This is a genomic window from Shimia sp. CNT1-13L.2 (assembly GCF_024331145.1).
In the GTDB taxonomy this organism is placed as follows: Bacteria; Pseudomonadota; Alphaproteobacteria; order Rhodobacterales; family Rhodobacteraceae; genus Shimia.
In genome coordinates, this window is sequence record NZ_JANDJO010000006.1 from 46,992 (window position 1) to 63,920 (window position 16,929).

17 protein-coding genes are annotated in these 16,929 nt (G+C 58.1%); 10 read left to right on the plus strand and 7 right to left on the minus strand.

Going from position 1 to position 16,929, the window contains the following annotated elements; genetic code table 11:
- The first annotated feature begins 34 nt into the window (after nucleotides 1-34).
- The 6 genes from lptF to rsmA are packed head-to-tail and all read left to right on the plus strand — an operon-like array spanning nucleotide 35 to nucleotide 7,462.
- The gene (gene lptF, locus NNA36_RS13755) at nucleotides 35-1,153 is read left to right on the plus strand and encodes an LPS export ABC transporter permease LptF (RefSeq protein WP_255107960.1); all 1,119 of its coding nucleotides are present in this window, start codon (nucleotides 35-37) and stop codon (nucleotides 1,151-1,153) included.
- Nucleotides 1,150-2,247, plus strand: a complete 1,098-nt coding sequence (lptG, locus tag NNA36_RS13760; RefSeq protein ID WP_255107962.1) for an LPS export ABC transporter permease LptG — start codon at nucleotides 1,150-1,152, stop codon at nucleotides 2,245-2,247. The genes lptF and lptG overlap by 4 nt, the downstream gene beginning before the upstream one ends.
- Complete coding sequence (locus NNA36_RS13765; RefSeq protein WP_255107973.1) at nucleotides 2,244-4,385, plus strand: LPS-assembly protein LptD; 2,142 nt, start codon at nucleotides 2,244-2,246, stop codon at nucleotides 4,383-4,385. Before lptG ends, NNA36_RS13765 begins: the two co-directional genes overlap by 4 nt.
- The gene (locus NNA36_RS13770; RefSeq protein WP_255107975.1) at nucleotides 4,342-5,631 is read left to right on the plus strand and encodes a peptidylprolyl isomerase; all 1,290 of its coding nucleotides are present in this window, start codon (nucleotides 4,342-4,344) and stop codon (nucleotides 5,629-5,631) included. Before NNA36_RS13765 ends, NNA36_RS13770 begins: the two co-directional genes overlap by 44 nt.
- On the plus strand, nucleotides 5,628-6,620 hold the full coding sequence (gene pdxA / locus NNA36_RS13775) for a 4-hydroxythreonine-4-phosphate dehydrogenase PdxA (protein ID WP_255107977.1): 993 nt from the start codon (nucleotides 5,628-5,630) through the stop codon (nucleotides 6,618-6,620). Before NNA36_RS13770 ends, pdxA begins: the two co-directional genes overlap by 4 nt.
- A complete protein-coding gene (gene rsmA, locus NNA36_RS13780) occupies nucleotides 6,620-7,462 on the plus strand; it encodes a 16S rRNA (adenine(1518)-N(6)/adenine(1519)-N(6))-dimethyltransferase RsmA (RefSeq protein WP_255107980.1) in 843 nt (280 codons plus the stop codon). Before pdxA ends, rsmA begins: the two co-directional genes overlap by 1 nt.
- A gap of 33 nt (nucleotides 7,463-7,495) precedes the next feature.
- On the opposite strand, the gene NNA36_RS13785 is transcribed toward rsmA, so the two are convergent.
- The 3 genes from NNA36_RS13785 to prfA all read right to left on the minus strand — a co-directional run bounded on the left by NNA36_RS13785 (nucleotide 7,496) and on the right by prfA (nucleotide 10,189).
- Entirely contained in the window at nucleotides 7,496-8,086 is a 591-nt protein-coding gene (locus NNA36_RS13785) for a DUF4167 domain-containing protein (RefSeq protein WP_255107982.1), read from the minus strand.
- Between the two features lie 217 nt (nucleotides 8,087-8,303).
- Nucleotides 8,304-9,137 carry a peptide chain release factor N(5)-glutamine methyltransferase gene (gene prmC / locus NNA36_RS13790; protein ID WP_255107985.1) on the minus strand — a complete coding sequence of 278 codons (834 nt, stop codon included), beginning with the start codon at nucleotides 9,135-9,137 and terminating at the stop codon, nucleotides 8,304-8,306.
- Nucleotides 9,134-10,189, minus strand: coding sequence for a peptide chain release factor 1 (gene prfA / locus NNA36_RS13795; RefSeq protein WP_255107986.1), 1,056 nt, complete (start codon nucleotides 10,187-10,189; stop codon nucleotides 9,134-9,136). Before prfA ends, prmC begins: the two co-directional genes overlap by 4 nt.
- A gap of 61 nt (nucleotides 10,190-10,250) precedes the next feature.
- On the opposite strand from prfA, the gene NNA36_RS13800 reads away from it, so the two are divergent.
- Nucleotides 10,251-10,568: a hypothetical protein gene (locus NNA36_RS13800; protein WP_255107990.1), complete on the plus strand. Its 318-nt coding sequence runs from the start codon at nucleotides 10,251-10,253 to the stop codon at nucleotides 10,566-10,568.
- Here NNA36_RS13800 and NNA36_RS13805 read toward each other — a convergent pair.
- The 3 genes from NNA36_RS13805 to NNA36_RS13815 all read right to left on the minus strand — a co-directional run bounded on the left by NNA36_RS13805 (nucleotide 10,491) and on the right by NNA36_RS13815 (nucleotide 13,285).
- Entirely contained in the window at nucleotides 10,491-10,895 is a 405-nt protein-coding gene (locus NNA36_RS13805) for a DUF1499 domain-containing protein (RefSeq protein ID WP_255107991.1), read from the minus strand. The two genes, NNA36_RS13800 and NNA36_RS13805, sit on opposite strands and share 78 nt — an antisense overlap.
- 96 nt (nucleotides 10,896-10,991) lie before the next feature.
- Entirely contained in the window at nucleotides 10,992-11,960 is a 969-nt protein-coding gene (gene speB, locus NNA36_RS13810; protein WP_255107993.1) for an agmatinase, read from the minus strand.
- A 164-nt stretch (nucleotides 11,961-12,124) separates the two neighbouring features.
- Nucleotides 12,125-13,285 carry a M20 aminoacylase family protein gene (locus tag NNA36_RS13815; protein WP_255107995.1) on the minus strand — a complete coding sequence of 387 codons (1,161 nt, stop codon included), beginning with the start codon at nucleotides 13,283-13,285 and terminating at the stop codon, nucleotides 12,125-12,127.
- 64 nt (nucleotides 13,286-13,349) lie between these two features.
- Here NNA36_RS13815 and mazG point away from each other — a divergent pair, with 64 nt between their 5' ends.
- Together mazG and NNA36_RS13825 are read left to right on the plus strand one after the other, a co-directional pair.
- Nucleotides 13,350-14,177: a nucleoside triphosphate pyrophosphohydrolase gene (gene mazG / locus NNA36_RS13820; protein WP_255107997.1), complete on the plus strand. Its 828-nt coding sequence runs from the start codon at nucleotides 13,350-13,352 to the stop codon at nucleotides 14,175-14,177.
- 83 nt (nucleotides 14,178-14,260) lie between these two features.
- Nucleotides 14,261-15,274 carry a Fe(3+) ABC transporter substrate-binding protein gene (locus NNA36_RS13825; RefSeq protein WP_255107999.1) on the plus strand — a complete coding sequence of 338 codons (1,014 nt, stop codon included), beginning with the start codon at nucleotides 14,261-14,263 and terminating at the stop codon, nucleotides 15,272-15,274.
- Nucleotides 15,275-15,325: 51 nt separating this feature from the next.
- Here the strand turns inward: NNA36_RS13825 and NNA36_RS13830 are convergent, their stop codons facing one another.
- A complete protein-coding gene (locus NNA36_RS13830) occupies nucleotides 15,326-16,168 on the minus strand; it encodes a LysR family transcriptional regulator (RefSeq protein ID WP_255108002.1) in 843 nt (280 codons plus the stop codon).
- Between the two features lie 98 nt (nucleotides 16,169-16,266).
- On the opposite strand from NNA36_RS13830, the gene NNA36_RS13835 reads away from it, so the two are divergent.
- Nucleotides 16,267-16,857 (plus strand): HD domain-containing protein, encoded by a 591-nt coding sequence (locus tag NNA36_RS13835; protein ID WP_255108004.1) that lies wholly within the window; start codon nucleotides 16,267-16,269, stop codon nucleotides 16,855-16,857.
- Nucleotides 16,858-16,929 lie beyond the last annotated feature (72 nt).

A 16,929-nucleotide genomic window follows, 5' to 3' on the forward strand; every position in this document is an offset into this window, starting at 1 on the left:
CAAAAGAAAAGAAACCGTGGGGGATTCTGGAAACGTGAGCAGATTCGACAGATACCTGCTGTCGCAGCTTTTGGTTCTGTTCAGCTTTTTTGCCCTCGTGTTGGTCTCAGTCTACTGGATCAACCGGGCGGTTTCGCTGTTCGACCAGATTCTTGCCAACGGCCAGTCGGCGGTAGTGTTCCTTGAGTTCACCCTGCTCAGCCTGCCCAACGTGATCCGGCTTGTGCTGCCCATGTCCGTATTTGCGGCCACGGTCTATGTGACCAACAGGTTGAGCAGTGAAAGCGAACTGACCGTGATGCAGGCCACGGGGTTCAGCCCCTGGCGGCTGGCGCGGCCGGTCATGTTCTTTGGCGTTCTTGTCGCTCTCATGATGAGCATGCTAACCCATTTCCTTGTCCCAAGCAGTTCATCGCAACTGGACCAGCGACAGCGCGAAATCACCGAGAACATCACCGCGCGCCTTCTGACCGAAGGCACATTCCTCCATCCGACCGAAGGGGTTACGTTCTACATCCGTGAAATCTCACCCGAGGGGATTTTGAAGGATGTTTATTTGTCGGATCGACGTCGCGATAGCGAAGTCTGGACCTATACAGCGTCCGAAGCATACCTTCTGCGAACCGAGACCGGCCCCAAGCTGGTTATGGTTGACGGCCTTTCGCAGATTGAAGTGTCCGGCGACGAACGCCTCTTCACGACCAACTTCTCGGACTTTACCTATGACATCAGCGGTTTGATCGACGCCAGTACGAAGCGGCGTGAAGACATCAAATTCATAGGCACGGCAGCTCTTCTAAGCGACGCCGGTGCCATTTCCCAGCGTTTGAATATCCCTCTTGGCTGGATCGCCGAAGAAGCGCATGGGCGCATCAATCGCCCGCTCATGGTTATTTCCGCCGCCATCATCGGTTTCGCGACCCTGCTGCTTGGCAGCTACAGCCGTTTCGGCGTCTGGAGGCAGATCATCGTGGCTTTCGTGCTGTTGATCTTCATGGAAATCGTCCGCAGCGCCACAATTGATCCCGTGCGATCCGATGCCTCCCTATGGGCGCTTATGTACGTACCGGCGATGCTTGGTTTCACCCTCAGTTTCGTGTTGTTGTGGCTGGCGTCCCACCCAAACGCACTCCGCGGGAGGGTCACGGCATGACCATTCATCTCTATTTCGCGCGGCGTTTTCTTTTGATCCTTCTCGGGATGACTGCCGTGTTCTTTGCACTGCTGGCCCTCATCGACCTTATGGAGCAGCTGCGGCGCTTCAACGTGGATGAGATCGGCTTTGCTCAAATCCTGCGTCTGACTTTGTTGCGCGCGCCAGAGGGCCTCTACCAGATCCTGCCACTCTTGGTCATCCTGTCCACGGTCACCCTTTTTATCGGCCTTGCACGCAGCAGCGAGCTTGTTGTTGTCCGCGCAACAGGGAGGTCTGCGCTAGTATCCCTTCTGTCACCGGTATCGGTGGCGCTTATCTTGGGACTGCTGGCGGTTTCAACGTTCAACCCTATCGTTGCGGCAACGTCCGATCAGTATCACGCGCTCGCAGATCGCTTCCGTTCCGGAGGCGGCAGCACCTTGTCTATCAGCAGCGAGGGTCTTTGGTTGCGTCAGGGGGGCGTGGGCGGCCAAGCCGTCATTCACGCGGAGTCAACAAACCCTGATGCCAGCACATTCTTTGATGTGACGATCCTTTCCTATGCCACGGGAGGCACCCCGTCTCACCGCATCGTCGCCGACTCGGCGACACTTGTCGACGGAGGCTGGGAATTGAAGAATGCGCGGGTCTGGCCGCTGATACCGGGTATCAACCCGGAAGCCGGAAAAAAGGACCATGAAACCCTAGTAATTGAAACAAGCCTGACACGAGATCGAATCCGAGACCGGTTTGGTACGCCATCGGTCGTCTCCGTCTGGGATCTCCCGCAGTTCATTCGCGAACTTGAAGAGGCAGGCTTTTCCGCACGCCGCCACAGCGTCTGGTTACAGATGGAACTTGCACAACCAATTTTCCTTGCAGCGATGGTATTGATTGCAGCGGCCTTCACCATGCGTCATACCCGATTTGGACGCACTGGCTTGGCCGTATTGACGGCTGTGATGACGGGTTTTGCATTGTATTACGTTCGGAATTTCGCACAGATCCTGGGGGAAAATGGCGAAATTCCGGTATATCTCGCCGCATGGGCACCCCCCTTCGCAAGTGTCATGTTGGCACTGGGCTTGTTGTTGCATATGGAGGATGGATGAAAGCTGCCATTACATCGGTGTCGCTGGCTCTGCTCGTCGCCGGCACCACACCTGCAACTGCCCAATCCCTGCCAAATGGTGGGAACATGGTCTTGATTGCGGATCGGGTTTACATGACCCGGTCAAACCTTCTTGTTGCCGAAGGGCATGTTGAAGCCCTCCAAGGCGATGTTCGCATCCGCGCCAATCGGATCGAATATAACGGCCAGTCAGACATTGTTCGGGTTACGGGCCCAATCCGACTTGAGCAAGGCGACACCGTTCACGTGCTTGCATCCTACGCGGAACTAAGTGACGGATTCCGCACAGCCCTATTGAAGAGCGCGCGCGTCGTTCTCGATCAGCAGCTACAAATGGCCTCCGCGCAGATGAACCGCGTCGATGGGCGTTACAACGTTTTGCACAAAACAACCGTCAGCTCGTGCAAAGTGTGTGACGATGGCCGCCCACCAATCTGGCAAATTCGTGCTAAGCGTGTCGTACATGACCAAGAGGAGCGGCAGATCTATTTCGATCACGCGCAGTTCCGTATTATGGATATGCCAGTGGCGTACTTCCCGCAATTACGGCTGCCCGACCCTACTCTGGAACGTGCAACGGGTTTCCTTATCCCGGAGATCACTCAGAACAGTGACCTCGGTTTCGGCTTCAAAGTTCCGTATTTCATCACTCTTGGAGATCACCGGGACCTGACGCTCGTTCCCTATCTGGCAGAGCATACCAACACACTTGAATTCCGGTATCGCCAAGCATTCAGGAGTGGCGGCATTGAAATCAATGGTGCGATTTCCGATGATTCAATATACCCCAACCAGCCAAGGTTCTATGGCTTCATCCACGGCTGGCAACTGCTCCCGCGCAACTATACGCTCACGTATAAACTTCGCACCGTGTCAGATAACGCCTATCTTCTTGACTACGACTATTCAGACCTTGATCGTCTGGAAAGCGATGTAACGGTGCGCCGCATCGAACGGGATGAAAACACCCGTTTTTCGCTCATTCACTTTGAATCACTGCGCGCAAACGAGAACAACAATACGATTCCATCGGTTGTCGGTGTCGCAGAGACAGAACAGCGCTTCTTTCCCACCTCTATTGGCGGTGAAGCCCGCCTCAGCCTGCAACTTCACGGGCACTACCGAGAAGCTGATGCCGACGTGATCGGCCGCGATGTCGCAAGAGCGACCGCCTCGCTGTCCTGGCAACGCAACTGGAGCCTAGCCAACGGTTTGCGTCCGGGCCTGAGTTCATCTCTTGCATTTGATGCTATCGATACCCATCAGGATGCCAGCTTTGTCGGAACAGAAACGCAGGTTACACCCGCAATTGCGGCGCACCTTCGGTATCCGATGAGCAAAGTTGGTCCGAACGGCGAAACCTATATTCTTGAACCCCTCGCCCAGGTTGGTTGGGTTGGTGGAAACACGCTCAACGTTGAGAACGAAGAAAGCACTTTTGTAGAATTCGATGAGGGCAACCTGCTGGCTTTGTCTCGGTTTCCGTCAAGTGATCGGCGCGAACGCGGTGCAACAGCGGCCGTAGGCCTCAACTGGTCTCGGTTTGCTGAAAACAGCTGGAACGCACATTTCTCTCTGGGACAGGTCTACCACTGGGAAACGCAACCGGATTTCACGCAGAGCTCCGGCCTCTCCGGCAAGCGCTCGGATCTGCTGGTTGCTGGTCAGATCGCGATGCAAAACGGGTTTTCTTTCATGGCCCGCGGGTTGTTCGATTGGGACACTGGTGTCGATAAGGCAGCAACCCGGGTCGCATGGACCAATGACAAGGTTTGGTTGGACGCAAGCTATATTTGGCTGGGGTCAGATGTAGCCGAAAACCGCACAGGCACACTGTCCGAGTGGAACATCGACGGCCGCTACCGGCTAGATCGCCATTGGACTGCACTGGCTGACTGGCGGTATGATACCGGCTCGAACCAAACTGCCGAAGCGGGCGTCGGTCTTGAGTACCGAAACGAATGTGTGAAAGTTGGCCTTTCTCTCTCGCGAAACTTCACAACGTCCAATACAGTTCAGCCCAGTACATCAATCGGATTGACGGTCGCCCTCTTGGGCTTCAGCGTCAACTCTGGTGATAAGAGTTACAGCCGCACGTGCAAACAGAGCGCAGGATAAACAAAAAATGAAACCGCATCGTGTTCTTACCAATCTGGCAGCCGCAGCAGCACTTTGTCTAGGTCTGACAACCACCCAGCTAAGCGCCCAAAGTGCGTTTTCTCCGGCGGTTGTCGTGGGTGACAAAGTGGTGACCTACTACGAGGTTGAACAACGCGCTTTGTTGCTTGCTCTGATGAATGCGCCCGGCGACACCTACAAACTCGCCCAAGAGCAGTTGATCAACGAGCGTCTGCAAAAACAGGCAGCCGACACTATTGGCATCGAAGCCAATCAAGAGGGGATTGAAAGGGGCGTCATCGACTTTGGCAAACGTGGGAACATCGAAGATCCCGAGCAACTGTACAAGGTTCTGGCACAAGCCGGCGTTCACAAGGAAACACTTCAGGCGTTCGTTCGCGCTGGAATTGAGTGGGGTGCCGTTGTTCAGGCCTTATACGGCGGCGCGGTGCAAGTCTCTGAAGCTGAAATCGACCGCGCAATCGCATCAAATGTTGGAAGCAGCGGCATCAACGTCCTTTTGTCCGAGATTGTCATTCCGGTAACACCGCAAACTGCGGAGCAGGTCCAGACGATCGCGGACCAGATTGCTCAAGTCCAGAGTCAAGCCGACTTCGAAGAGGCCGCGCGCCGCTATTCGCAATCGGCAACGAAAGACAAAGGTGGCCGACTGAACTGGCTGTCGATCACGCGGCTCCCTGTTCAAATTCGCCCCCTTGTTTTGGCCCTTGGCCCCGGCGATGTCAGCGAGCCCGTCGCACTTCCCAATGCAGTGGCCATTTTCATGATGCGCGGCAAGCGCGAGACCGATGTTCCGGCGCCGCGCTACTCGGCCATCGACTACGCCATGTTCAAGATTCCGGGCGGACGTACACCGGAAGCACTGGAAGATGCGGAAGAGCTGAAGGCACGTGTCGACACTTGCGATGACCTTTATGGCGAAGCAGTTGACCTGCCAGAAGACCGTCTGCTTCGCCAGGCCGTTGAACCCGCAGCGGTACCACGCGACATCGCTCTTGAGTTGGCCAAGCTGGACGACAACGAGATCTCGACAACCCTCGCGACAACGATGTCGGATGGGCAACCTGCGCTGGCAGTTCTCATGCTGTGTGGGCGTTCTGCGGAACTGCGGGAAGAAATCGAGCGTGAAGACGTTGCGGCCCGCTTGCGAAACCAGCGCTTGCAGTCTTATGCAGAAAGCTACCTCGAGCAACTTCGCGCAGAAAACACGATCGTCGTGAAATGAACCCTGCCCCAATTGCCCTAAGCTGTGGCGAACCCGCCGGGATCGGATTGGAACTGGTGGAGAAATCCTGGCAAGCTCTGAAAGACGAGCTTGCCTTTTTCGTGATCTGCGATCCTTCTCACCTTCCCGGTTCGGTTCCTGCACAGGTCATCACTGATCCCTCCGAAGCCGCCCAAACAATGGCGACGGCCCTTCCCGTTATGCCGTTGGCCTTTGACGGTGTCGCGACGCCAGGCACCGCGGACCCCGACAATGCCTCCGGCGTCATGGATGCCATCGCGATGGGGGCGCAAATGGCCATGGACGGTGAAGCCTCGGCGCTTTGCACGTCACCGATCCACAAGAAGGCGCTGAAGGATGGCGCTGATTTCCCCTTCCCCGGCCATACAGAGTATCTTGCCCATCTGGCTGGTATCGACAGGGTTGTGATGATGCTGGCCAGCACGCAACTTCGCGTGGTTCCCGCGACCATTCACATTGCCGTTTCTGACGTTCCCGATGCCCTGACGCCGGAACTCCTTCGGGAAACGATCGAAATCACCCACAGCGCCCTACAGGATCAGTTCGGCATCCCGAAACCGCGCATCGCCATTGCAGGTCTGAACCCGCACGCTGGCGAAGGCGGCGCGATGGGAGACGAAGAGATCACCATGATTGCGCCCTTGGTCGATGAACTGCGTGCCGAAGGCTACAATCTGCTTGGCCCACTGCCGGCTGACACCATGTTTCACGCCGCTGCCCGCAGCAAGTATGACACAGCGATTTGCATGTATCACGATCAGGCGCTCATCCCGATCAAGACTCTGGACTTCGACAAGGGGGTAAACGTGACCTTGGGCCTTCCCTTTATCCGCACGTCGCCCGATCACGGCACCGCCTTTGACATCGCGGGACAAGGTATCGCCAATCCCTCAAGCATGATCGAAGCCTTGCGGATGGCATTTGAAATGGCCACTGCACGTTCAATGAACCAAGGAAACACTGCCTGATGAGCGCAATTGACGATCTTCCACCATTGCGGCAAGTCATCGCCGATCACGGCCTCTCTGCACGCAAGTCCCTTGGGCAGAACTTTCTTCTCGACCTCAACCTGACAGCCAAGATCGCGCGGCAGGCGGGCGATCTGAGCGAATGTGACGTTCTTGAAATCGGTCCGGGCCCCGGCGGTTTGACACGCGGACTCTTGTCCGAAGGCGCACGCAAGGTGCTTGCCATCGAGAAGGACACCCGCTGCATTCCGGCACTGTCCGAAATCGCCGTGGCCTATCCCGGACGCCTTGAGGTCATCAACGGAGATGCGCTTGAAATCGACCCGCTCTCGCATCTCACCCCGCCGATCCGTATCGCTGCCAACCTTCCCTACAACGTCGGGACCGAGCTTCTCGTGCGCTGGCTGACACCCAAGGAATGGCCGCCCTTCTGGCAAAGCCTGACGCTGATGTTCCAACGCGAAGTCGCCGAGCGTATCGTCGCGCAGCCGGGATCAAAGGCATATGGTCGCCTGGCAATCCTCGCACAATGGCGGGCCGAGGCCAGGATCGTGCTGAGCCTTCCGCCCGGCGCCTTCACGCCGCCGCCAAAGGTCAACAGCGCCGTCGTGCATCTCAAATCCCTTGAAAAGCCCCGCTTCGAGGCCGAGGCAGCCACGCTGAGCCGCGTCGTTGCCGCAGCCTTCAATCAGCGTCGCAAGATGCTGCGGGCGTCCCTCAAGGGCGTGGCACCAGATATCGAAGATCGCCTCCTGGCCGCGGGCATCAAGCCAACGGAACGTGCAGAGCAGGTATCTCTCGAAGAGTTCTGCGCCCTCGCCCGACAGGTGGACGCGATCTAAAGAAAAGCCCGGGTCATTGCCCGGGCTTTGTTCTTATTCTGCGGCTTCAGGCTTGTCGCCTTCGGCGGGCTTGGCGCTGCTCTCGGGCGCGTCCTCGGCCTTTTTCGGCTCGGGCTTTTTGCGCGGAGAGGAACGACGCGGCTTGCGTGTCGATTTTGGTTTTTCCTCGGCCTTGGCCTCGGGGGTTTCAACCAGACCGGTGTCGCCGCTTTCGTTCACGTCAATCACATCAGGTTGCGCCGCGCTGCCGGGATCGGCGGCGGGTGCCGACGCATTGGCCTCGCGCTCCTGACGGTCCATACGTTCCTGACGCTCGCGGTCACGCTCTGCTTGGCGTTCGCGGTTCTGACGCTCCTGCTCTTCGCGGCGGGCGTCCATTTCGCGCTGCGCCTCGGAAAGCATGCGCTGATAATGTTCTGCGTGCTGTTGGAAATTCTCGGTCGCAACACGATCGTTCGCCAACTGTGCGTCACGCGCCAGCTGGTTGTACTTGTCGATGATCTGCTGCGGCGTGCCACGCACCTTGCCCTCGGGACCGGAGCTGTCGAACACGCGGTTGACGACGTTCCCGGAAGGACGATTTCTATTATTCTTGTTCCGCGAACGGGATTTGGACGATCTCATATCTTCAGTAATCCAGCCTTGAACCGTTGTCGGTCGATGAACCCGTTTCGCGCCTCTTGCGCTCAAAAGAACCCGGGTTCCGACATTTGGGCTTGATGTCCTTCGTGACAGAATTCGCGTTCGGTCTCTGCAAGGACACCTCCTGAGTAATCCGGTCACGCTTCGTATACAAGGGGTTCTATGAAAAAACCTTGAAAAACCGTGTCTATTGGGCACTTCACACGGGGCTTCGTGCACTCACGACACGATCGCGCCCATCAAGATCGGGCAAAACCGCACAATCACAAAGGCCAGCCGCTTCGAAAATGGCTTTCACATCCGGACCTTGCTTCCAGCCAATCTCTACCAGAAGGCGTCCTCCGGGTTCCAGAAACGCGGCCACATCCCGCGCGATAGTCCGATAGGGATCGAGGCCATCGCCACCCGGTGTCAAAGCAAGGTGAGGGTCGTGTTCACGCACTTCTCTGGAAAGCTCTTCCATCTCGTCGTCCGTGATATAGGGCGGATTGGAAACGATCAGATCGAAACGCCCCTCAACAGCCGAGAACCAGTCGGAAACGCCAAAGCCCAATCTCTCGTCTATCTGATGGACCCTCGCATTTTCCTGTGCGACCTGAAGCGCGGCTTGGGAAACATCTACGGCAAGGCCCTGCGCCATTGGGCGCTCTGCAAGAAGGGTGATTGGTATACACCCTGTCCCCGTACCTAGATCCAATAGCCGTTCAAAACGATGCTCAAGCGCCGCCACGATCAGGGTTTCCGTCTCGGGACGCGGGTCAAGAACATCCGGCGTCACCTTGAACTCACGCCCCCAGAATTGCCGTTTTCCTACAATTTTGGAAACCGGCTCACGTGCGATACGACGCGCACAAAATCCTTTGAAAACAGACGCCTGCTCCGCGCTCACATCCATTTGCGCTTCCAAGGTGACCCGATCTGCCGGTATCCCGACTGCATGCGCAACCAGGACCCGCGCATCCCTTTGCGCCCCCTCAATCCCCGCCTCGCGCAGTTGGCGGGTGGCTTGGGTTAGGAGGGTTTGGAGGATCATGCGTTCATTTCGGCGAGGAGACGGGCCTGATCGTCAGCTGTGAGGGCGTCCACGATTTCGTCCAGATCACCGTTCATGATTTGATCAAGTTTGTAGAGCGTGAGGTTGATCCGGTGGTCCGTCATGCGCCCCTGCGGGAAATTGTAGGTGCGGATACGTTCAGAGCGGTCCCCAGAGCCGACCTGGGATTTCCGGTCTGCCGAACGTTCGGAATCGATGCGCTGGCGCTCCATGTCATAGAGCCGCGTCTTCAGCACCTGCATCGCGATCTCCCGGTTGCGGTGCTGGGATTTCTCGGAGCTCGTGACCACGATCCCCGACGGAATATGGGTGATGCGCACAGCCGAGTCGGTGGTGTTGACGTGCTGCCCCCCGGCCCCGGACGATCGCATCGTATCAATGCGCAGATCGTTGGCATCGATCTGGATGTCCACATCTTCGGCCTCGGGCAGAACTGCCACGGTCGCGGCCGAGGTGTGAACGCGGCCACCGGATTCGGTTTCCGGCACACGTTGCACCCTGTGTACGCCGGATTCGTATTTCAAACGGGCAAAGACATCCTCGCCCTTGATATGGGCGACCACTTCCTTGATGCCGCCCAGTTCGGTCTGCTGTTCCTCGATGATCTCGATCCGCCACCCCTTGGAGTCGGCGAACCGTTGGTACATGCGCAACAGGTCACCGGCAAAAAGCGCAGCCTCATCCCCGCCGGTGCCGGGACGGATCTCGATCATCGCTGGGCGGGAATCCGCTTCGTCCCTGGGCAAAAGCGCAAGTTGCAGCGCGTGTTCAGCCTCGGGAAGTTGCGCCTTCAAACCTGGCAGTTCTTCTTCCGCCAGCTCTTTCATGTCCGGATCATCCAGCATCAGTTCGGCCTCTTCGAGGTCGCCAAGTAACTGGCGATAGGCCTGAATTTGCTCAACAACCGGACGCAGGTCGGAATATTCCTTGGCCAGCGCGGCGATATCCTCGCCCGCTGCCCCTTCTGCCATCTTGGCTTCGAGAAACTCGAAACGCTGGGTGATCTGTTCTAGACGCTCTATAGGAACCATGAGGCTAAGTGGGACAAACCGGAGACTTGGTCAAGAGCCGTGGTTGGGATATACTATTTCTATGCGATATCTTGTTCTTCTGGCCATGCTCGTTCCGGGCGCCGCGCTTGCCGATTACAACCTCAATGGCAAGACGATCGACTGTTATTGCACCGACACCGCTGGCAATCGCGTGGAACTTGGCGAGATGATCTGCCTACATGTCGACGGGCGCATGTTCATGGCGCAATGCCAGATGTCGCTGAACGTCCCGATGTGGCGCGAGATTTCACCTGCCTGCCTGTCGTCTGACGCGGCACCGTCAATTGGTGGACAAAGCCGCAATCCAGCCATCGACGCGCTGCGCATTGACACCAAAATCACGCCGCCCAAAACGTGAGCGACCGTGGATCAACAGGGTGTCGCCGTCCTGCTTGATCGTCGTGAAATCCGGATATCCCATCAGTTTCGTGCGCGAAACATAGGTCACCATGCCGCTTGCAACATCGCCCGCAAGAACTTGTGTTGAAACATCTTTTCCAATCACTTCATGCAGTTTCTCAAGACCGTTGGGAGCGTTTTCAATCCGCCGTAACACCCCGTTCGAATAGGCTTTATCGCGATCCACCTCGGGCGCGACATGCCATTTTTCGGGCGAGTTGGGTGACAAGCGAATATAGGCAATCAACGCGACACACAGGACAATCAACACCGCAAGGAACTTCATCACACACTCCGCAATTCGACAGGAACCGGGCTTTACCGGCCCGTCCCGAAAGATTGCATTGAAGGTTTGCCGTGTAAACGCTTGCGTGGCGTCACGTCAGGTTTTTGTACGGCGGCTGGAGGCCCAGATGCACAGAAGTTCAGTGGCGACATGTGCGCCCGCGATTGCCGTGGCCCCCGTCGTATCAAACGGCGGAGAAACTTCGACCACATCGCCGCCCACCATGTTGATGCCTTCCAGATCACGTAGCATGATCGACGCCTGCGCCGAGGTCAGTCCCCCCCAGACCGGCGTGCCCGTGCCCGGTGCGAATGCCGGGTCAAGCGCGTCAATGTCAAAGGTGAGGTATGTAGGGTTATCCCCAAGTATTTCCTTGATTTTCTTAGCCGTAGCACCCGGCCCGGCCTCATGCACTTCGCGCGCGTCGATGATGTTCACACCCAGCGTGTCTTCGTTGGTCGTGCGGATGCCCACCTGCACCGACCGCTTGGGATCGACAAGTCCAAGCTTGACCGCCTTGTAGAACATGGTGCCGTGGTCGATCCGGTCCATATCGTCATCGGGCCACGTATCGGTGTGGGCGTCGAACTGCAAAAGCGAAAGCGGGCCGAATTTTTCGGCATAGGCGCGCAGGATCGGGAAGGTGATATAGTGGTCCCCGCCCAAAACGATGCTGGCCGCCCCCGCATCAAGGATCGTGCGGATGTGTTCGGTCAGTGCGGCAGGAAACGCGGGGACGTTGGCATAGTCGAACGCCAGGTCGCCATAGTCCACCACCGAAAACTCTTCTAACACATTGAATCCCCAGCCATAAGGCGCGTCGGGGCTTTGCAGGGCCGAGGCCTCGCGGATTGAGCGTGGCCCAAGGCGCGTGCCGGGACGGTTGGTCACCGCCTGATCAAAGGGAACCCCTGTCACGGCGACATCAACACCCGTCAGATCCTTGCTATAGCGGCGGCGCAGGAAGGACGTCGCACCGCCAAAGGTGTTTTCAAAGCTCGGTCCGAGGTTGTTGTCGCGGGTAAAGGCTTCGTCCACGACCTTTTTTGCATCTTCCAGTGCCATGCGGATTTCCGTGATCAAGAAATTTGATCAAAAAATTGATAATCCGGCCTTGCAAGTCAAGCAGGAAATCCGCCGCGACGCAGAATGACGGTCAAAAACCGCTGTCTGCATCACGTCGGTATTACGTCGGTATCGCGACGGTGCTGCCGTGCAGCGTAAAATTCCTACAGTGGCTGGGCCTTTTCCACGACACGCGCAAAGAACGACGCGCCGATCGGAGAGATGTCGTCGTTGAAGTCGTAGTTCGGATTGTGCAGCGCGGCCCCCGGCCCCTGGCCAATGAACAGATAGGCCCCCGGGCGTTCCTGGAGCATGTAGGAAAAATCCTCGGCGCCCATCTCTTTTCCGGTATCATCCTGCACCGCATCGGATCCGGAAATCTCGCGTGCGACCTCGGCGGCGAAGGCAACCTTGTCGGCGTCGTTCACGGTGGCGGGATAACCGCGCTCATAGCGCAGGGTGGCCTCGACATCATAGGCGGCCGCCTGCCCTGCTACGATGGCCTCCATGCGAGATATGATCATATCCTGCACTTCGGGCTCGAACGTGCGGACGGTTCCATTGAGATAGGCCGTATCGGGAATCACGTTGTCGGTGCTGCCGGTATGGATCTGGGTGACCGAGACCACCGCCTCTTGCCGGGCGTCGTGATTGCGGCTGATGATGGTCTGGATGGCCTGGGCGATGGCGACCGAGGCCATGACCGGATCAGCCGTTTCATGCGGATAGGCGCCGTGACCGCCACGCCCCTTGATGTCGATGTGGAACTCGTCAACCGCTGCCATGATCGGGCCGGGCGTGGTGTAGAAATTGCCCACGGCGATCTCGGGGACGTTGTGCAGGGCATAGACCTGATCGATGTCGAAACGATCCATGATCCCCTCTTCCACCATCACGCCGGCCCCGCCGCCGCCTTCTTCGGCGGGCTGGAAGATCAGCGCGACACGGCCGGAAAAGTTGCGCGTCTCGGCAAGGTATTTCGCCGCCCCAAGCAACATGGTGGTGTGGCCGTCGTGACCGCAGGCGTGCATTTTGCCGTCAACCGTCGAGGCATAGTCGAGCCCGGTGGTCTCGGGCATCGGCAGCGCGTCCATGTCAGCGCGCAGCCCGATGGTGCCGCCCTCGCCCTTGCCGTTGATGATGGCGACAAGGCCGGTGGTCGCGATTCCCTCGTGCAACTCATCGACGCCGAACTCACGCAGACGCGCGGCAACAAAGGCGGCGGTCTCGTGACAGTCGAATTCCAGTTCGGGGTGCATATGCAGGTGGCGACGCCAGGTTTTCATCTCTTCGGCGTTGGCGGCAATGCTGTTGAGGACGGGCATGGGGTGGACTCCGGGTTCGCGTTTATCTGATATGCATGTGAACACCGCCAAGGAGAGATGTGCAATGGCCGACGACCTGATCCACGATCCCAAGGGGGGCATGCCGCGCCTGCTGGAAATCATGCGCCGCCTGCGCGATCCCGAAACCGGATGCCCGTGGGACATCGAACAGGATTTCTCGACCATCGCGCCCTATACCATCGAGGAAGCCTATGAGGTGGCCGATGCGATCGAACGCGAGGCCTGGGACGAGTTGAAAGGCGAATTGGGCGATCTGCTGTTTCAATCGGTGTTCCACGCGCAGATGGCGACCGAACGGGGCCTGTTCACCTTTGACGAAGTGGCCGACACCATGTCGGACAAGATGGTCGCGCGGCATCCGCATGTGTTTGGCGATGAAAGCAACCAGAAATCCGCCGACCAGCAGACCCGCGACTGGGAAACCATCAAGGCGGCCGAACGCGCCAGCAAGAAACAGCAGGGCACGCTGGATGGCGTCGCGGTTGGCCTGCCTGCCCTGCTGCGCGCGGTGAAGCTTCAGAAACGGGCCGCTCGGGTGGGATTCGACTGGCCCGACATTCGCCACGTGGTCGACAAGATCGTCGAGGAAGCCGGCGAGCTGGCCGAAGCGCGCGACACCATGAGCCAGACCGAGATCGAAGAAGAGTTCGGTGACATGCTGTTCGTCATGGCCAACCTTGCCCGCCATCTTGATCTTGATCCCGAGGCCGCGCTGCGGGCAACCAACCAGAAGTTCATTCGCCGGTTTGAGGCGGTCGAGGCAAAACTGTCCAAGCGCGGCAAGCGTCCCGAAGAGTCGACCCTTGAAGAAATGGATGGCCTTTGGGACGCGGTCAAAATCGAGGAAAAGGCCAAGGCTTCGGATACCTGAATATTTTATTCAGGTATTGACCCTATAAAAACACTCAGGTAATTGCTTCGCCAATCGAAACAGCAATCACCTGAGTGAGTCCCATGTTTGCACGTCTCAAATCTGCCTTCCTTGCCGCGTCCGCAATCACCGTTGCCGCGCCTGTCGTTGCCGAAGAAGTCAACGTCTACTCGTACCGTCAGCCCGAGCTGATCAAGCCGCTGACCGATGCCTTCACCGCCGAGACCGGCATCAAGGTGAATGTCGCCTACCTCAAGAAGGGTATGGTTGAGCGGATGCAGGCCGAGGGCAAGCGCTCGCCGGCAGACCTCGTTCTGACCGTTGACATCTCGCGCCTGGCTGCCGTCGTGAACGCGGGCCTGACCCAAGCCGTCGAAAGCGACACGCTCAACGCCAACGTGCCCGCCCAATACCGCGACCCCGACAACCAGTGGTACGGCCTGACCACCCGCGCCCGCATCGTCTATGCCTCGAAAGAGCGCGTTGCCGAGGGTGAAGTCACCACCTACGAAGATCTGGCGGACCCGAAATGGAAAGGCCGTATCTGCACCCGCTCGGGCACCCATGCCTACAACGTTGCGCTGACCTCGGCAGTTGTGCATCACCACGGCGAAGAAGGTGCCGCGAAGTGGCTGGAAGGCATCAAGGCCAACCTCGCCCGCAAACCGCAGGGCAACGACCGCGCGCAGGTCAAGGCGATCTGGGCCGGTGAATGCGACATCGCGATCGGCAACACCTATTACATGGGCAAGATGCTGGCCGATGAAGAACAAAAGGCCTGGGCCGACAGCGTGAACGTGCTGTTCCCGACCTTTGAAAACGCGGGCACCCACGTGAACATCTCGGGCGTTGCGATGGCGAAAAACGCGCCGAACCCGGAAGCGGCGCTGAAGATGATGGAATTCCTGACCTCGCCGCAAGCGCAGGAAATCTATGCCAAGGCCAACTATGAATACCCGATCGCACCGGGCACCTCGCCCGACCCGCTGGTCAAGGGCTGGGGTGAGTTCACCGCGGACGACGTGAACCTGATGACCCTGGCTGGCAACCGCCCCGCCGCTCTGAAAATCACCGAAACGGTTGATTTCGACGGCTGATCCGCCAGTTGATATTGCGTCTGGAAGGCGTCCCGCATGGGGCGCCTTTCTTTATTTCAGAACGTGATCGAGGCCAGGCAGAACCTGCGCGACCGTGCTTGCCGCAGGACCGCCGGGTTCATAGACGGCCAGACAGGGCACGGTGAAATCCTGCCCGCCAGACACGGGGGACAGGTGGCCGCTTGCCCTCAGGGGGGCTGCCATCCGCTCTGGCAGAAAGGCCATGCCACCCCTGTTCTGCATGTAGTGCAGCGCCATGGCGGCGTTGCCAAGAAACAGGTGACCAGATCGGCCAGCAAGCTGTTCCCGCACGGCGGCATCATAGGCCGGACCCAGCTGAAGATTGAGGAACAGCGGCAGATCGCGATTATTCAGATCACAGGGCTCGGCCGCCATCAGGATCATACGTTCCGGTGGCAATTCGTGCACTGTCAGATCGTTTCCGGCGGGCATTTCGTGGGTGATCGAAATATCAAGCATCCGATTGCGAAGCAGCTCCAACGCATTGCTTTCGTGATCAAAATTCAAGGTCAGCGGCAGCTTTCCCAACTCTTCTTCGGCCCAGATTGTCAGGTCCACCAGCAATGTATCCCAGATCGACAGCTGACAGCCGATCCGAAGCGCGATGCGATTGGCGAATTGCTGGCCAAGACCCTGGCGAATCTGGTGCCACTGGCTCAGCATCTGTTCGGCATAGGGGCGAAGATGGTGGCCCGCCTCGGTTAACGCGGTGCCGCCGGGGCCACGGGTGAAGAGGTCGACATCCAGCTGCATTTCAAGAGCGCGGACCCGGCTGCTTACTGCGGCCTGCGTGATGTTCAGACGCGCGGCGGCGCGGTGAAAGCTGTGGGTGTCGGCGATTGCCAGAAAGGTGCGCAGGTGTTTTTCGTCCATGTGAAAACAAAAGACTATCAGATTGATAAAAACAATACGTTTTTCCGATCAGATGAACTTCGCTAGGCTTCCTGCAAACGCAGATCAGGAGACAAGCCATGCTCGACAAATCGCACAAACCCACATGGACCAGCTTTGAAGAGGCGACACAGGCCGATTGGGACGCGGTGATGGACTATGAAGAACAGTTCAACGCCGAACTGGTCGACCGCATCATCGCCATGCTGAAATCGCTGGACGAAGAGTGGACGCCCTACCCGATCAACCGCTACCAGCACTGTCTGCAGGCCGCGACACGTGCCCATGCGGATGGCGCGGATGAGGAAATCGTGGTGGCCGCGCTGATCCATGACATCGGCGATATCCTGTCGCCCTACAATCACGGCGAACTCGCCGCCGCCATGGTGCGCCCCTACATGAGTGAAAAAGCCCGCTGGATCATCGAACATCACTGCGTGTTCCAGGGGTATTACTACAACCACATGCTGGGCGGGGATCGCAATGCGCGGGACAAGTACAAGGACAGCCCGTATTACGACGACGCGGTCTATTTCTGCCACAACTACGACCAGAACGCCTTTGATCCGAACTACCCCTCCAAGCCGCTGGAGTTCTTTGAACCGATGCTGCGGCGGGTGTTCTCGAAATCGGGCGGGCATATGGAGTTGAACGAAACCGCGAACGACTAATCGTTCGGGAAAAGGCGTTGGGGCGGCAGGCGATGGTCTGCCGCCCTTTTGCTTTTGGCTGGACAAGGTCAC

What these genes read in the sequence shown, in the direction of transcription:
- NNA36_RS13815 (WP_255107995.1), bottom strand. Translation starts at nt 13,285, where the DNA reads ATGCCCGTCCTCAACAGCATTGCCGCCAACGCCGAAGAGATGAAAACC.
- prmC (WP_255107985.1), bottom strand. Translation starts at nt 9,137, where the DNA reads ATGATCCTCCAAACCCTCCTAACCCAAGCCACCCGCCAACTGCGCGAG.
- NNA36_RS13835 (WP_255108004.1), top strand. Translation starts at nt 16,267, where the DNA reads ATGCTCGACAAATCGCACAAACCCACATGGACCAGCTTTGAAGAGGCG.
- pdxA (WP_255107977.1), top strand. Translation starts at nt 5,628, where the DNA reads ATGAACCCTGCCCCAATTGCCCTAAGCTGTGGCGAACCCGCCGGGATC.
- speB (WP_255107993.1), bottom strand. Translation starts at nt 11,960, where the DNA reads ATGGCACTGGAAGATGCAAAAAAGGTCGTGGACGAAGCCTTTACCCGC.
- prfA (WP_255107986.1), bottom strand. Translation starts at nt 10,189, where the DNA reads ATGGTTCCTATAGAGCGTCTAGAACAGATCACCCAGCGTTTCGAGTTT.
- lptG (WP_255107962.1), top strand. Translation starts at nt 1,150, where the DNA reads ATGACCATTCATCTCTATTTCGCGCGGCGTTTTCTTTTGATCCTTCTC.
- NNA36_RS13825 (WP_255107999.1), top strand. Translation starts at nt 14,261, where the DNA reads ATGTTTGCACGTCTCAAATCTGCCTTCCTTGCCGCGTCCGCAATCACC.
- NNA36_RS13800 (WP_255107990.1), top strand. Translation starts at nt 10,251, where the DNA reads ATGCGATATCTTGTTCTTCTGGCCATGCTCGTTCCGGGCGCCGCGCTT.
- NNA36_RS13785 (WP_255107982.1), bottom strand. Translation starts at nt 8,086, where the DNA reads ATGAGATCGTCCAAATCCCGTTCGCGGAACAAGAATAATAGAAATCGT.
- NNA36_RS13830 (WP_255108002.1), bottom strand. Translation starts at nt 16,168, where the DNA reads ATGGACGAAAAACACCTGCGCACCTTTCTGGCAATCGCCGACACCCAC.
- rsmA (WP_255107980.1), top strand. Translation starts at nt 6,620, where the DNA reads ATGAGCGCAATTGACGATCTTCCACCATTGCGGCAAGTCATCGCCGAT.
- mazG (WP_255107997.1), top strand. Translation starts at nt 13,350, where the DNA reads ATGGCCGACGACCTGATCCACGATCCCAAGGGGGGCATGCCGCGCCTG.
- NNA36_RS13805 (WP_255107991.1), bottom strand. Translation starts at nt 10,895, where the DNA reads ATGAAGTTCCTTGCGGTGTTGATTGTCCTGTGTGTCGCGTTGATTGCC.
- NNA36_RS13765 (WP_255107973.1), top strand. Translation starts at nt 2,244, where the DNA reads ATGAAAGCTGCCATTACATCGGTGTCGCTGGCTCTGCTCGTCGCCGGC.